The sequence below is a fragment of the Thermomicrobiales bacterium genome (assembly GCA_023954495.1).
In the GTDB taxonomy this organism is placed as follows: Bacteria; Chloroflexota; Chloroflexia; order Thermomicrobiales; family CFX8; genus JAMLIA01.
In genome coordinates this window covers 33077-46950 of the sequence record JAMLIA010000021.1, presented here as the reverse complement: position 1 = coordinate 46950, position 13874 = coordinate 33077, and the positions used below count along the sequence as shown (strand labels likewise).

The window sequence follows — 13874 nt, the reverse complement described above, 5'->3', positions numbered from 1 at the left end:
CATGCTGGATGGTCGTGTTTCCGGCCGGGCGTATGCGATACGCCGAAGCCGCCATCGACCTTGCGCGGGGGCGTCGCCTCACGGCGATGACACGGAAAAAGCCAGGCTGCTGAGCCTGCCCTGCTGATATCTTGATCCTGCCTGCGTGCTAGCCCTCGCGAACCAGACGCACCGTTCGGAAGCGCTTCTTGCCGGCGCGAAGGACGAGGACATCATCCAGGTCACTCGCTGGAACGTCAACGTTCTCGACACGCTCGCCGTTTACGCTGAGTCCGCCTTGCGCCGCCAGGCGACGTACTTCATTGCGTGACTTGCCCAGGCCTGCGCCGATGACGACATCGGCGAGGGTTGCGTCGGCTGCGAGCGGCAGGTCGTCGGCGATGGCGGCAGCTTCGTCGGTGGAGATCGTGCCGCTGGCGGCGGTGAACAGCATGCGGGTGCGCTCGGCAGCAGAGTCCGCTGCTGCGTCGCCGTGTGTCAGGGCCGTCGCCTCCCAGGCGAGGACCGCCTTCGCCTCACGCAGTGCTTCGCCGGAAACGGACGTCAGGTCGTTGATGTAGTCCTCCGGCAGGAAGGTATAGAGACGCATGAATCGGGCGACATCATCGTCGGTCGTGTTGATCCAGAACTGGTAATAGTCGAACGGTGAGAGCATATCGGCGTCTAGCCACATCGCACCGCTGACCGACTTGCCCATCTTGCGGCCGTCGCTGGTCGTAATCAGCGGCGTCACCAGCCCGAACGCCTTGCCGCCATCGGCACGGCGAATCAGGTCGACGCCAGCGGTGATGTTGCCCCACTGGTCCGAACCGCCCGTCTGCAGGATGCAGTTTTCGGTACGGAACAGGTGCAGGAAGTCGTACGACTGCAACACACGATAGTTGAACTCGATGAAGCTGAGGCCGGTCGTCTCCAGGCGCTGCCGGTAGGTCTCGGCCGTGAGCATCTCGTTGACCGAGAAGTGACGGCCGATGTCACGCAGGAACGGGATCACCCGCAACTCCAGTAGCCAGTCGGCGTTGTTGATCAGCATCGCAGGCTCGTTCGTACCGAAGCGAGCGCCCTCGAAGTCGATGTAGCGCGCGAACTGCTCCTTGATGCCGACGAGGTTTTCGTTGATCGCCTCAACCGTGAGCATCTTGCGCATCTCGTCCTTACCGGACGGATCGCCGATCATTGTCGTACCGCCACCGGCGAGGGCAATCGGGCGATGGCCGAACTGCTGCAGGCTGGAGAGCATCATGATCGAGACGAGGTTTCCGGCGTGCAGGCTGGGCGCGGTGGCGTCGTAGCCGTTATAGAGGGTCACGGCTCCGGTGTCGAACGCTTCTCGCAGCCCAGCTTCATCGGTGACATCATGCACGTACCCGCGCTGGCGCAGGTAGTCCAGCGGGTTCATCCCCGCCTGTCGTGCAATATCCGTCGAGCGCTCCGTCGTCCTCGCCATCGCCGTCACTCCACATGCTCGTCTACCGGGCGCGATTCTGCCCACGCAAATTATCCCGTAAGCATAGTGGATGCGACGGCGATGTGACGGCTTCGTCCTACCAGGACGTCCAGCCGCCATCAACGTACAGCGTCTGGCCGGTGACATACGACGCGGCGTCGGAGGCCAGGAAGACAATCGGGCCGCGCAGCTCTTCCGGGCGACCAACGCGGCCGAGTGGCGTGCGCTCTTCAATTGCCTGCAGCATCTGCGGCTCGGCGAAGATGCCTTCAGTCATGGTGGACGGGAAGTAGGCCGGGCCGATCGCATTTACGCGAATGCCATGCTCTGCCCAGTGGACCGCCAGGTCGCGCGTCAGGTTCACGACGCCGCCCTTACTGGCTGCGTAGGCGGTCGCGGCCACCGGCAGCGATGCGCCGTCGCCGAGGATCGACGCGATATTGATGATGCTGCCGCCGTTGCCAAGCTCGATCATCGCGCGGGCCGCAGCCTGTGCGCAGTAGAACACGCCGCTGAGATTGACGGCGATCACCTGCGCCCACTCAGCCGGATCGACGTCCTCGGGCGCACCAACGGCGGCAATACCGGCGTTGTTGACGATGATGTCCAGCCGCCCAAACTGCCGCACCGCCTCGTCGACCATGGCACGCGCCGCCCCGGCGTCGGAGACATCGGCCCCGACCGCCGCTGCCGAACGCCCCACTTCACGGAGACTTGCAGCCGTCTTCTCGGCAGCATCGAGCTGAATGTCGGCGCAGACGACCGTCGCACCGGCCTCGCTCAGGGCTTCGCTGAATATGACGCCCAGCCCGGAGCCAGCGCCAGTCACAATGGCGACGCGATCGGTCAGGTCAAATATCTGTGGCAGTGACATGTGGCCCTCCTGTTTGTGCATCACAAGGCGGCGTCGGCGCGCCACGCGCCAGCCAGTGTCAGTATGGTCTGCGTTTGGTGGCAGGGGCGTGGTGAAGCAGCGCAATAGTGCTACAGCCGTGTGTCAATCTCCGCTGAGTGGGACAGGATCGGACTGCTCGCCATTGCTGGCAATGACGACCCACTGTGCTGCCGGCTACTGCTCGATCAGTCCAGTTCGTCTTCATCAATACCTGGCAGCAGGAAGGCGACGCGCAGGCCGCCGTCGTCCGGGCTTTCGATCCAGATGCGGCCGCCGTGCGCCTCGACGACGACACGGGCGAGATAGAGTCCGAGCCCCATGCCCGGCTTGCTGGATCGGCGAGCGCCGGAGGAGCGATGGAAGCGCTCGAAGACATACGGCAGATCGGTCTCCTCGATGCCGGGGCCGTAATCGCGCACCGCCATTTCGACCCAGCCATCCTGCCTGCGCGCCTCAACTTCGATCGGCAAGCCGTCCGGCGTGTACTTCACCGCGTTATGTATCAGATTGCGCAGCACCTGGTCGACCCACTCCGGATCAGCATCGAGCATCAGGTTCGGCTCAAGCGCCATGCGAAACTCGCGGTCAGTCACCAGCCGACTCTCGGCATGGATCGTGTGCTGCACGAGCGGACGGACGAGGACCGGCTCAGTTGCCAGTGGATGGCGTCCGGCGCGGATGTTCGAGAGCTGGACCATGTTCTCAATCAGGCTCGCCAGGCGGCGACTCTCCGACGCGATGTCGCTGAGGAACGCGTGGCGACTTTCATCGTCCAGCGCATCCCAGTCGCGCAGGAGCATCGCCGCACCGCCCTGGATCGTTGTCAGCGGCGTACGCAGCTCGTGCGACACGAGCGACAGAAAGTCGTCCTTCAGCTGCTCGGCGTCCTTGATCTGGGTGATGTCCTGAAACACGACGACGGCAGCGCTCACTGCGCCGGTCTGGTCATGCACGGGCGTGCTGTTGACCAGAATCGTGATCATCTCGCCGCTGGGCCGGAGCAGCCGCAGCTCGTGCCGCGAAATCGTCTCGCCAGCCTGCAGCGAGCGCACCATCGGGATGCTGCTGCGGTCGACCCGACCACCCTGGCTATCGAAGCGCGGATTCTGCGCCAGAAAGTGATCGACGCTAATCGGCGGCGTAATCGGCCAGCCCACGAGCGCCGAGGCTTGCGAGTTCGCCATCGTGATCGTCTCTTCCGCCCCCGGCTCGATCACCAGGATCGCCTCCGGTAGCTTGTCGATGATCGTCCGCAGCCGTACCTGCTGCTCATCAAGCGCCGCATAGAGGCGGGCGTTCTCGATCGCCACCGCTGCGTGGCGCGCCAGCAGCTCGACCAGTCGGGCATCGTCGTCAGTGAACTCGCTGCGATAGCGTTTCTCGGTGAGGTAGAGATTGCCGAGCACGGTGCCGCGGGCAACGATCGGGACGCCCAGAAACGTCCGCATCGGCGGGTGGTTCGGGGGAAAGCCGACCGACTCCGGATGCAACGTCAGGTCAGGCAGCCGGATCGTCTGCTGCTCGCGCAGGAGCAAGCCCAGGATGCCGTGGCCATGCGGCCGCTCCCCAATGCGCTCCTCTTCCTCTGCCGTTACCCCGGCAGTAATGAAGGAAACGAGCTCGCCGTCCGACCCGGGGATACCCAGCGCGGCGTAGCGCGCGCCGGCCAGCTCCGCTGCCAGATCGACGATCCGGCGCAGAACAGTGTTCAGCTCCAGCTCGCTCGTGACGGCCAGCACCGAACGACTGACGACCTCCAGTTGCGAGGCGAGATTGAGCCGGTTGCGTTCGTTTTCCAGCGCCGAACGAAATCCGACCGACGCGACATGCAGTGCGGCGATTGCGCGCCCCTCAGCGTCAGCATCAAGCGTGGCGATCTCCTGCGGCGGATCGTCGGTTTTCCGATAGGGGCCGAGGACGACGACCGATTCGCGCGCCGTGTCGTAGCGACAGGCAAGGTAGCGATGGTGATTGACTTGCACGGCGACCGCGCCAACGCCGTGCTGCTCAGTCGCGGCCATCATTGCGCGGCGCACCGGCGATGGCGCGCTGGCGACAAGCGACACCGGCACGCCGATCGCCTTCGAGAGCGCTTCCGTGACCGGCTTGATCACACTAAGCGGCATCAGGAATCCTCGCTGGGAAGCTCCATCCGGTAGCCAACGCCGGGGAACGTGCGGATGAGCGGCGCTTCATTGTCCTGATCGCCGAGCTTCTTCCGAATACGGCTGACCCAGGTTCGCAGATAATACGTCTCGTCGCGGAACTCAGGCCCCCAGATGCGAGAGAGCAGCTCGCTGTGCAGCATGACGCGACCGGCGTTCGAGGCGAGCTGATAGAGCACCTCCCACTCGGTCCGGCTGAGCTGCATCTCGTCACCATTGACGGTGACGCTGCGATTGGTCAGGTCGACGGTGACATTGGGGTAGTTCAGGATTTGCAGCGACGATGAGCCGCTTCCACTGACGCGGCGCATGATTGCGGCGACGCGCGCAGACAGCTCGTCCGGATCGAACGGCTTCGTCACATAATCATCCGCGCCCTGATCCAGACCGCGGATCTTGTCCGATCCGCTGGCGCGTGCGGTGAGGAGGATGATCGGGACGGTCGAGACCTGGCGAATGTGCTTCATCGCCTCCAGGCCGTCCATCACCGGCATCATGATGTCGAGAATCACGAGGTCGGGGCGCTCGCGCTCGGCTGTCTCGACAGCTTCCGCGCCGTTCGTCGCTGTGACGACGGCATACCCGTCGGTCTGCAGTTTCGCTCGTACCAGCCGTAGTATCGGAGCGTCGTCGTCCGCGACGAGGATCAAATGCTTGCGCATACGATCTCTCCATGATGCACGCGATTGGCAGGCAACTACCACAGCAATGGTAGCCCAAACTAACCTGCGAGTCCTGCCGACCCGAGCCTGAAGTGCAAAAACGTACACGATTCTGTAACAACCGCCGCGATGTCAGTGATACGCCCGCGACACGTTCTCCGTTAGGCTTACGTTGAGAAACGAATCACCCGCACGCATCGATCGTCTGCGCCGTGCTCGGCGCGACGGTCATCTATAGGGGGACGCAGAATGAAGACAGTCATCGTTCCACTCGATGGCTCCGACCTTTCCCGATATGCCATCAGCCTTGGCGAGACGATCGCACGAGGTCAGCGCGCACGGTTGACGATCGTCCACGTCATCGACGAACCCGCGTTCACTGACCTCCCACCGGCGATGTCCGTCGAGGATCGCGAGAATGCGACGGACTATCTCAACGCGGTTGCTGAAGTTGTGTCCGACGATATCGAATCCGAGGTCCGCGTCCTCTCCGGCGATCCGACTGGCGGTGTTTACGTGCTTGGCCGACCGCACGCCCGACTCGATGATCGTCATGTCCACGCACGGGCGCAGCGGCTTCGGCAGGATGGTCTTCGGCAGCGTCGCCGACAAGATCGTGCGCGGCTCGACCGTGCCGGTCGTGCTGGTGCGCGACGAGCACGAGCAGCCGCACGACGTGCTGCGCACCGTCCTCGTGCCGCTCGATGGCTCGGCACTATCTGAGACCGCTCTGCCATACGCAGTCGAACTGGCCCAGGGCACCGGCGCAACGCTCGCGCTGGTGCGTGTTGTCGAGCCGTACTGGCAATCGGCGTTCATCGCCGAGACGCCCGAAGCGGTCTATCTCTCGCAATCGCAGATTGACGATCTGGAGGAGCAGGCCCACGCTGAAGCACGCGGCGACCTGGATACGCTGGCCACGCGCTTGCGCGGCGAAGGGCTACGCGTAGTCTGGGAAGTCCGCACCGGTCGGCCAGCCGATGAGATCGCTCGTGTTGCCGAGACAACCGACGCAGACCTGATTGTCATCTCGACGCACGGACGCGGCGGCATCCGGCGCTGGGCGTTCGGCAGCGTGACCAACGAGGTGCTCCATCGTAGCAAGACGCCGGTGCTGGCAATCCCGCCACGAGCCCACGTCCGCGAGGCGAAGCAGACGCAACCATCCGCTCTCGCAAGCTAGCCACAAACGATGGCGTTAGATGGCTGGCTCGATCGCTACAGCCTCAAGCTCCGGACGAGCGCCGAAGCAGTCGCGCTCGTCCGAAGCGGCCAACGCGTCTTCATCCAGGGAGCGAGTGCGACACCGACGTTGCTGCTCTCCGCACTGGCGGAACGCGCCAGCGAACTGGTTGGAGTCCGCCTCGTTCATCTCCATACCGAGGGAGCGTCACCGTTCCTGCAGCCAGCGGTGCTGTCGGGCTTTCGCCACGAAGCGCTCTTTGTCGGCGCGAACCTCCGCGCGGCGGTCAACAGCGGGCAGGCGGACTACATCCCAATCTTCCTTTCAGAAGTACCGCGTCTGTTCGCCTCCGGACTCCTGCCGATTGACGTCGCGCTGATCCACGTCTCGCCACCGGACGCGCACGGCTTTTGCTCGCTCGGCGTCTCGGTCGATGTCACGATGGCAGCCATCCACCAGGCACGTTCGGTCATCGCACTGGTGAACGCGGCGATGCCGCGGACGCATGGGGCCGGCTTCATCCACGTTGATCAGATCGACGCAATCGTCGAGGTCGATACGCCACTGCCGGAAATCCGGATGCCGCAACCCGGACGAAGCCGAACACCGGATCGGCGAGCACGTCGCGACGCTGATCGAGGACGAGGCGACCCTGCAACTGGGCACGGCAGCATCCCGAACGCCGTGCTGGCTCAACTCGGTGGCCACCGTAATCTCGGCCTGCACACGGAGATGTTCTCCGATGGCGTCATCGACCTGGTTGAGGCAGGAGTCATCACCGGCACGCGCAACCCGATCCATCCCGGTAACAGACATCATTCCCGATGGGCACGCAGCGGCTGTACGACTTCGTCCACGACAACCCGCAAGTGGAGATGGCCGCGATCGCACAACGACACGTCGGTCATCCGCCGCAACCACCGCATGGTCGCAATCAACTCGGCCATCGAGATCGACCTGACCGGGCAGGTCTGTGCCGCGTCGATCGGCGATCGCGTCTACAGCGGCTTCGGCGGGCAGACCGACTTCATCCGCGGCGCGGCGCTGGCCGACGGCGGCAAGGCGATCATCGCGCCGCCCCCGATGGCGGCCGAAAGAGGCGGTCTCGCGCATCGTCGGGCGGCTCAACGAGGGCGCGATGGTGACGCCGACCAGGCGCACGTCCACTACGTCGTCACCGAGTACGGCATTGCTCATCTCTATGGAAAGAACCTGCGCGAGCGCGCCGAGGCACTGATCCAGATAGCCCACCCCAGCGTCCGCGACGAACTGCGCGCCTTCGCCAGGGATCGGAATCGCGCCTGACCTCGCCACAGTCGGGCAATGGTCAGGCGCTCCTGCTGCACGCACAACCCGCAATCAGGCAGTGTGCGTTACGTCTGATAACTGGAGAGCATCTCTGGCAAGCTCATGTCGGTCGGAGGATTAGCGAGATCGAGACCGGTTGCCTCAGCCAGCCGCTCCTTGAACCAGCGGTCGAACGCATCCTGGGACTGGCTGAACATCTGCAGTGCCTGCGCGAAGTTCTCGCTCTCCATGTAAGCAACGAAATGCTCGCCTGACGGCAGGTTCGCCAGAAACCACACTTCCTTCGTAATGCCTATCCGCCGTTCCGAGCGGTCGTAGTCGGCCTTCCGCTCGGTTTCAAGTTCGGTCATGAAAGCTCGGGCAACATCGACCTTCCCCGGGAGGATCGGAACCGCGAAGCAGATCTGGTCCATATCAAGCCTCCATCAGTGACCGGCGCTGGGCATTCCAGCGCCCACACGGACAGAGTAGCGTCATGCAACCGGCGGCACATCCGGGAAATTACGGATTCGCGGGCAACCTTTAGTGAGTGAGGTTGCCCAGCCGCAACACATCGCGACTACAATACGCGCATTCCGAAAGGATGGGCCATGCAATTCGACCCTGCCGAACTTGACCCACAACTCGCCTACAAGCTGATGGCCAGCCTGGTCGTGCCGCGTCCGATCGGCTGGACATCGACAATCGATGCCAACGGCAAAGACAATCTCGCACCGTTCAGCTTCTTCATGATGATCACTTCGACACCGCCACACATCGCCCTGTCAATCGGCGCGCGCGACGGCGAGGAGAAGGACACGCTGCAGAACATTCGCGCGAACGGTGAGCTGGTCATCAACACCGTCAGCGCCGCACTCGGCCCGCAGATGGCGATCACCGCTGCTGAGTGGCCGCAGGAAATCGACGAGTTCGATGCCAGCAGCCTGACCGCCGTGCCCAGCGAGGTCGTCCAGCCGCGCCGCGTGGCCGAGGCACCGGCCAATCTCGAATGCGTCGTCCGGCAGGTCTTTCCGGTCGGTGGTCTGCCGTATGGAGCGCACCTGGTCATCGCCGAAGTCGTGCGCATCCACATCCGCGACGACCTGCTGATCGCCAACAACCGCATCGACCTGCAGCGCCTTGATGCCCTGGGTCGCCTCACCGGCGACTGGTACTGCCCCACCGCCGACCAGTATGAAATCCACCGCCCGGCGATTGATGCGTGACTTGGATAAGGGAGACGCCGCCGATCCCTGTATAGGGACATGACGCAGCTCTACCGCTACGGCAACCAGCGCTTGTTCAGCTTCGCGACGACCGTGTAGGCCGGGTCGAAGACGTTGGCGATGTCGTATTCGATCGTCTGGCCGAGCAGGGTTGAGGCGCTGCGGGTGTCGAGGCCGTAGTCGGCGGACAGCCAGCGCACCATTTCGGTCGTCGCGGCCTGCAGCGCTTCGTCCAGCGGGCGGGCGTTGCCGAGCGCCATGATGTAGTCGTCGTCGATCGTGCGTGGCCAAACGATGTTGCTCTGCTTAATGACCGAGACGGTGAACTGCACATCCATCGAGATCTCGACGCCGGTTCCGACGATCTCACCGTCGCCCTGCACCGCGTGGCCATCGCCGCGGTGGAACAGCGCACCCGACACCGCAACCGGAAAGATGACTGTCACGCCCGGTCGATGCCCGCGGTAGTCCATGTTGCCGCCGTGGAATGCGGATGTTGCTGTTGAGATGGCCTGCCCACCGGCCGGTGCGACGCCGAAGCAGCCGAGCATGGGAGCCAGGGGCAGAACGAGCTGTCCGAGCGCTGTGCCCGCGTCGGCCAGCGTGACCGTGCCAGCTTCGACATCGACATCCCAGTCGATCGTCTTTCGGGCCGGGAGGTCGCGAACGAACTCCGGATCGAGGATGCGCTCGGCGATCACCGAGGCGCTCCAGCCACGGCGACGGTTCGGCGCGAAACTATCCAGCCGGACGGCCAGCGCATCACCCGGTTCGGCGCCCTCAACATAAAACGGGCCGGTCTGGCCGTTGCCACCCTGATGGATCACCGTGTCGGACGCGTCGCGCCCGCCGGCATCGATCGTCGTCGTGACGACCGTGTCGCCGTCTGCGATGCGCAGCACCGCCTCGTGGCTGCCCATCGTCGAAAAGTAGTGGTCCGGGGAGAACTTATGAATTGCCATCGTTTGCCATGTTCCCTTCACCATTGCCGCTCAATGCGAGCAGGATACGGGAAGATCGGGCATTGTGGAGGATCGAGGATTTCTGCGGGCTGTCAGCGCCAATGAAGTCGCAGTCCAGCCCCTGTCTCTGTCACCTTCAATCGACCGCTGAACCGCAGCGAAAGATCTCCCACCCGTCCGACACAGTCCAACGCGGGGAAGATTTCTCGCGTGCGCGCTCGAAATGGCAAGCGGCGGCGTTAACTGTCGGATCGGACTGCTCGCCATTGCTGGCACTGGCGTCTTGCTCAGAGCGCAAGCAGCCCGTGGCGCGCGGCGATGGCGACGGCCTCGGTGCGGCTGGCGGCGTCCAGCTTGTCAAGGATCGAGGCGACGTGAAATTTCACGGTGTGCTCACTGATGCCCAACTCGACGGCGATCGACTTATTGGGCAGGCCCAGCGCGACGAGCTCGATCACCTGACGCTCACGCTCGGTCAGCGTCTGGTCGTAGTCGGTCAGCGGAGAGGCTTTCGTGTCCATTGGCGCAACGGTCGGATCGAGGACGATCAGGCCGGACAGCACACCAAGGACGGCTGCACTGATCTCAGACGGCCCCGCCTCACGCGACAGAATCGCAATTGGGCGACCGGCTGAGGTCAGCACCCGACGGCCAGCGTCGGAATCATCGACGAGCGCAACGATCGCGGCGTGCGCCAAGGTGGTCGACATATGCTCGAATTCGGCAAGCTCGCCCTGCGCGATATCAATGACCAGCACATCGACAGCATCGGATGGATCGAGATCGCCGCCGATGATATCGGCAACGACCTCGACCGCTTCGAGCGGCGTCAGCATCGCTCGCAAGCCTGCCCGCACAGACGGGTAGGGTGACGCGATCGCGACGCGGGCGACCTGACGCGCGCTCGTCATTCCTTACTGCTCGCCGACAGTGACGTCGAGCATCTGCTCGGCACCACCGCGCAGCAGGTGGATCTGCACCGACTTCCCAGCCAGGTCGGACGAGAGCGCCTCGCGCAGATCGTCGGTGTCGCGGATCGCAGCATCACCGATGCCGATCACAATGTCCCCGACGATCAGACCGCCGGCTGCCGCCGGAGACTCCGGTGCGACACCGACGACGAGCAGACCGCTCTCCTGGCCGGACGACTGCGCGGTCGGCAGTGCGACCGGCTGGCTCGTCATGCCGAGGAAGGCTCGTCGACGCCGACCGTGGGTCAGCAGCTCGGTGACAATCGGCTCGATCTCGGCGACCGGAACGGCAACAACGCCGCCGCGGCCAGACGAGCTCATGCCGATCATCTCGCCAGTCGCGTTGATCAGCGGGCCACCGGAGAAGCCGGGGTAGAGGGTGACATCCGGTCGCACGACCTGCCGCCGCATCCCGCCACGCCGTCGCCGCCAGATCGTGCCGATTGCCGACACGATGCCAAGCGACACGCTCAGGTTGCCACCGGCCCGACCGACAGCCAGACAGATGTCGCCAACCCGCGTCGCATCGGCGCGCGGCGCGACCGTGGTCGCACCATCGACGCGCAGCACCGCGAGATCGTTGGCCGGGTCGCGGCCAGCGACGGTCGCCGATACTTCGCTGCCATCCGGCAGGATGACGACGATGTCCTCATCCCGCTCGACGACATGATCGGCGGTGATGACGACGCCCTCGGCCCAGACGATGCCAGTCGCACCGTAGCGCCGCCGCGCGTCAACACCGACCGTCCATGCGCCGACACCGGCGACGACATCAGCAAAGCCAGACTGTGGAATCATCGTTCCATCATTCGCATTCATTGGTATATGCCCCTTTCGTTCAGGCGAATGTGTCATGTATCAAGTGTGCCGAGCGCCGATCCCGACGGCATCAGCCGGGTCGGCAGGGGCGACCTGCTCATCCGGGCAGGGTCCCGGCTCACCAGTTGCGGGGCACTATGCTGTCGGCAGCGTAGCATGGTCGCGATGAACGAAGGAAAGGAGCGGCGTCGGTGCTCGATGCAATCGTCATCGGCGCGGGGCCGAACGGGCTGGCAGCAGCGATCCGGCTGGCCGAGCAGGGGCATTCGGTGCGCGTCTACGAGGCGCACGACCGTCCCGGCGGCGGGGCACGTTCGGCTGAGGCGAGCGTTCCCGGCGTGACCTATGACCTCGGCGCAGCGATCCACCCGCTGGCGTTCGCCTCGCCGTGGCTCAGCTCCCTGCCGCTCGACCGCTACGGTCTGGAGTGGGTGCATCCACCGGTCGCACTGGCGCACCCGCTCGATTCCGGCGAAGCGGTGCTGCTGCGGCGCGACATCGCGGCCACCGGCCAGACACTCGGCGGCGATGGCGAGCGCTGGCGTGCGCTCTTTGAACCGTTGGTCCACGATGCGAACGACCTGCTGGAGGACGCCCTCGCGCCGGCGCACCTGCCCGATCACCCAGGCTTGCTGGCGCGCTTCGGCATTCAGGCACTCCGTCCGGCAGCGTCGTTCGCGTCAGCGACGTTCACCAGTCCGCAGGCGCGAGCGCTCTTCGCCGGGCTGGCTGCGCACTCGTTTCTTCCATTAGAAGAGCACGTCAGTGCCGCGTTCGGCCTCGTCCTCGGTGTGCTCGGGCACGCAACCGGCTGGCCGTTCCCACGCGGCGGAGCCCAGCGCCTGAGCGACGCGCTAGCCGGCTACCTCACAGCACTCGGCGGCGAAATCGTGACCGACACGACCGTCATGCGCCTGGCCGACCTGCCACCGGCGCGGACCTATTTGTTCGATACATCGGCGTCGGCACTGGCGCAAATCGCCGAGCCGCAGCTACCGCGTGGGTACCGGCGGCAACTGACACGAATGCGGCAGGCACCCGGCGTCTTCAAGATGGATTACGTGCTCAACGGTCCGGTGCCGTGGGCGGCGGACGAGTGTCGCGAGGCCGGGACACTGCATCTGGGCGGGACGCTGGAGGAGATCGCCGCATCTGAGCGCGCCGTCTCGCGCGGCGGGCATCCGGACGCGCCGTTCATCATCGCCGCACAGCCGACGCTGTTCGATCCATCGCGTGCGCCGGACGGCATCCACACGCTGTGGGCCTATTGCCACGTCCCGAACGGCTCAACGCTCGACATGACCACCGCCATCGACACCCAAATCGAACGCTTCGCGCCCGGCTTCCGCGAGCGCATCATCGCCCGGCAGGTCATGTACCCAGCCGACATCGAGGCGGTCAGCGCCAACTTCATCGGCGGCGACATCTCGGTCGGCCGCCCGGATCTGCGCCAGACCTTCACTCGCCCGATCCTGCGCACCAATCCATACACAACGCCGAATCCGCGCATCTTCCTCTGCTCAGCGGCCACACCGCCAGGCGGCGGTGTCCACGGCATGTGCGGCTACCACGCCGCGACGGCGGTGCTGCGACGGCTGGCGCGCGACCGCTCGCTCAACGCTCGACGAACTTGAAGCAGCCGCGCATGTGGTCATCGACGATGCCGACGCTCTGCAGATAGGCGTAGATGATTGTCGAGCCAACGAACGTGAACCCGCGGCGCTTCAGGTCGCGGGAGATCACGTCGGAAAGCGGTGTTGTCGCCGGGATCGTCTCCATCGTGTAGCCCTCGGGGTGGCGGATGGTTTCGCCATCGGTCCAGCTCCACAGGTAGCGGTCGAAGGAGCCGACCTCGTCCTGGACGGCAAGGAACGCGCGCGCATTCCGCGACGCTGCTGCAATCTTCAGCCGATTACGCACGATCCCCGGGTCAGCCAGCAGGCGTGCCGCATCGGCCTCGCCGTAGGCCGCGATGTGCTGCGGGTCGAAGCCCTCGAATGCACGGCGGAAGTTCTCGCGCTTGCGCAGGATCGTGATCCAGGCCAGCCCCGCCTGGAACCCTTCCAGGATTAGCATCTCGAACAGCTTCTGGTCGTCGTGGCAGGGCACGCCCCACTCTTCATCGTGGTAGCGCGTATACAGCGGATCATTACCCGCCCACGTACATCGCCCCAGTGCCTCGTCTGCACACACAACCACTGTCCTCTCGCTCGCTCGTCATCAACAAGTCAGGGAAGTATGCCGCGCTTCTCTCGCG

13 protein-coding genes and 1 pseudogene are annotated in these 13874 nt (G+C 64.7%); 5 read left to right on the top strand and 9 right to left on the bottom strand.

Features of this window, described 5'->3' with window-relative positions:
- Positions 1–148 precede the first annotated feature (148 nt).
- From tyrS to M9890_06230, 4 genes are all read right to left on the bottom strand, one after another.
- Positions 149–1447, bottom strand: coding sequence for a tyrosine--tRNA ligase (gene tyrS / locus M9890_06245; GenBank protein ID MCO5176555.1), 1299 nt, complete (start codon positions 1445–1447; stop codon positions 149–151).
- Between the two features lie 97 nt (positions 1448–1544).
- Positions 1545–2321: a glucose 1-dehydrogenase gene (locus M9890_06240; protein MCO5176554.1), complete on the bottom strand. Its 777-nt coding sequence runs from the start codon at positions 2319–2321 to the stop codon at positions 1545–1547.
- 206 nt (positions 2322–2527) lie between these two features.
- Positions 2528–4468: a GAF domain-containing protein gene (locus M9890_06235; protein ID MCO5176553.1), complete on the bottom strand. Its 1941-nt coding sequence runs from the start codon at positions 4466–4468 to the stop codon at positions 2528–2530.
- A complete protein-coding gene (locus M9890_06230) occupies positions 4468–5169 on the bottom strand; it encodes a response regulator transcription factor (GenBank protein MCO5176552.1) in 702 nt (233 codons plus the stop codon). Before M9890_06230 ends, M9890_06235 begins: the two co-directional genes overlap by 1 nt.
- Positions 5170–5418: 249 nt before the next feature.
- Here M9890_06230 and M9890_06225 point away from each other — a divergent pair.
- The 3 genes and pseudogenes from M9890_06225 (at position 5419) to M9890_06215 (ending at position 7657) form a co-directional block, all read left to right on the top strand.
- Positions 5419–5761 (top strand): annotated as a pseudogene (locus M9890_06225) (universal stress protein).
- Positions 5756–6352 (top strand): universal stress protein, encoded by a 597-nt coding sequence (locus M9890_06220; GenBank protein MCO5176551.1) that lies wholly within the window; start codon positions 5756–5758, stop codon positions 6350–6352. The pseudogene M9890_06225 and the gene M9890_06220 overlap by 6 nt, the downstream one beginning before the upstream one ends.
- A gap of 9 nt (positions 6353–6361) precedes the next feature.
- Positions 6362–7657, top strand: a complete 1296-nt coding sequence (locus M9890_06215) for a hypothetical protein (protein ID MCO5176550.1) — start codon at positions 6362–6364, stop codon at positions 7655–7657.
- 68 nt (positions 7658–7725) lie between these two features.
- On the opposite strand, the gene M9890_06210 is transcribed toward M9890_06215, so the two are convergent.
- Positions 7726–8073: a DUF6176 family protein gene (locus tag M9890_06210; GenBank protein ID MCO5176549.1), complete on the bottom strand. Its 348-nt coding sequence runs from the start codon at positions 8071–8073 to the stop codon at positions 7726–7728.
- 177 nt (positions 8074–8250) lie between these two features.
- Here M9890_06210 and M9890_06205 point away from each other — a divergent pair, with 177 nt between their 5' ends.
- Positions 8251–8865, top strand: a complete 615-nt coding sequence (locus tag M9890_06205) for a flavin reductase family protein (GenBank protein ID MCO5176548.1) — start codon at positions 8251–8253, stop codon at positions 8863–8865.
- Between the two features lie 56 nt (positions 8866–8921).
- Here M9890_06205 and M9890_06200 read toward each other — a convergent pair whose 3' ends face one another.
- From M9890_06200 to M9890_06190, 3 genes are all read right to left on the bottom strand, one after another.
- A complete protein-coding gene (locus M9890_06200) occupies positions 8922–9827 on the bottom strand; it encodes an acetamidase/formamidase family protein (protein ID MCO5176547.1) in 906 nt (301 codons plus the stop codon).
- Positions 9828–10114: 287 nt separating this feature from the next.
- Entirely contained in the window at positions 10115–10738 is a 624-nt protein-coding gene (locus M9890_06195) for a response regulator transcription factor (GenBank protein MCO5176546.1), read from the bottom strand.
- Between the two features lie 3 nt (positions 10739–10741).
- Positions 10742–11617, bottom strand: a complete 876-nt coding sequence (locus M9890_06190; protein ID MCO5176545.1) for a S1C family serine protease — start codon at positions 11615–11617, stop codon at positions 10742–10744.
- 191 nt (positions 11618–11808) lie between these two features.
- Between M9890_06190 and M9890_06185 the strand changes: the two genes are divergently transcribed.
- Positions 11809–13251, top strand: coding sequence for an NAD(P)/FAD-dependent oxidoreductase (locus M9890_06185; protein ID MCO5176544.1), 1443 nt, complete (start codon positions 11809–11811; stop codon positions 13249–13251).
- On the opposite strand, the gene M9890_06180 is transcribed toward M9890_06185, so the two are convergent.
- Complete coding sequence (locus tag M9890_06180; GenBank protein MCO5176543.1) at positions 13232–13816, bottom strand: DNA-3-methyladenine glycosylase I; 585 nt, start codon at positions 13814–13816, stop codon at positions 13232–13234. The two genes, M9890_06185 and M9890_06180, sit on opposite strands and share 20 nt — an antisense overlap.
- Positions 13817–13874: the final 58 nt, after the last annotated feature.

Bases quoted from the DNA above. Each gene is read 5' to 3' on its own strand.
- tyrS (MCO5176555.1), bottom strand. From the start codon at position 1,447: ATGGCGAGGACGACGGAGCGCTCGACGGATATTGCACGACAGGCGGGG.
- M9890_06240 (MCO5176554.1), bottom strand. From the start codon at position 2,321: ATGTCACTGCCACAGATATTTGACCTGACCGATCGCGTCGCCATTGTG.
- M9890_06235 (MCO5176553.1), bottom strand. From the start codon at position 4,468: ATGCCGCTTAGTGTGATCAAGCCGGTCACGGAAGCGCTCTCGAAGGCG.
- M9890_06230 (MCO5176552.1), bottom strand. From the start codon at position 5,169: ATGCGCAAGCATTTGATCCTCGTCGCGGACGACGACGCTCCGATACTA.
- M9890_06220 (MCO5176551.1), top strand. From the start codon at position 5,756: ATGGTCTTCGGCAGCGTCGCCGACAAGATCGTGCGCGGCTCGACCGTG.
- M9890_06215 (MCO5176550.1), top strand. From the start codon at position 6,362: ATGGCGTTAGATGGCTGGCTCGATCGCTACAGCCTCAAGCTCCGGACG.
- M9890_06210 (MCO5176549.1), bottom strand. From the start codon at position 8,073: ATGGACCAGATCTGCTTCGCGGTTCCGATCCTCCCGGGGAAGGTCGAT.
- M9890_06205 (MCO5176548.1), top strand. From the start codon at position 8,251: ATGCAATTCGACCCTGCCGAACTTGACCCACAACTCGCCTACAAGCTG.
- M9890_06200 (MCO5176547.1), bottom strand. From the start codon at position 9,827: ATGGCAATTCATAAGTTCTCCCCGGACCACTACTTTTCGACGATGGGC.
- M9890_06195 (MCO5176546.1), bottom strand. From the start codon at position 10,738: ATGACGAGCGCGCGTCAGGTCGCCCGCGTCGCGATCGCGTCACCCTAC.
- M9890_06190 (MCO5176545.1), bottom strand. From the start codon at position 11,617: ATGAATGCGAATGATGGAACGATGATTCCACAGTCTGGCTTTGCTGAT.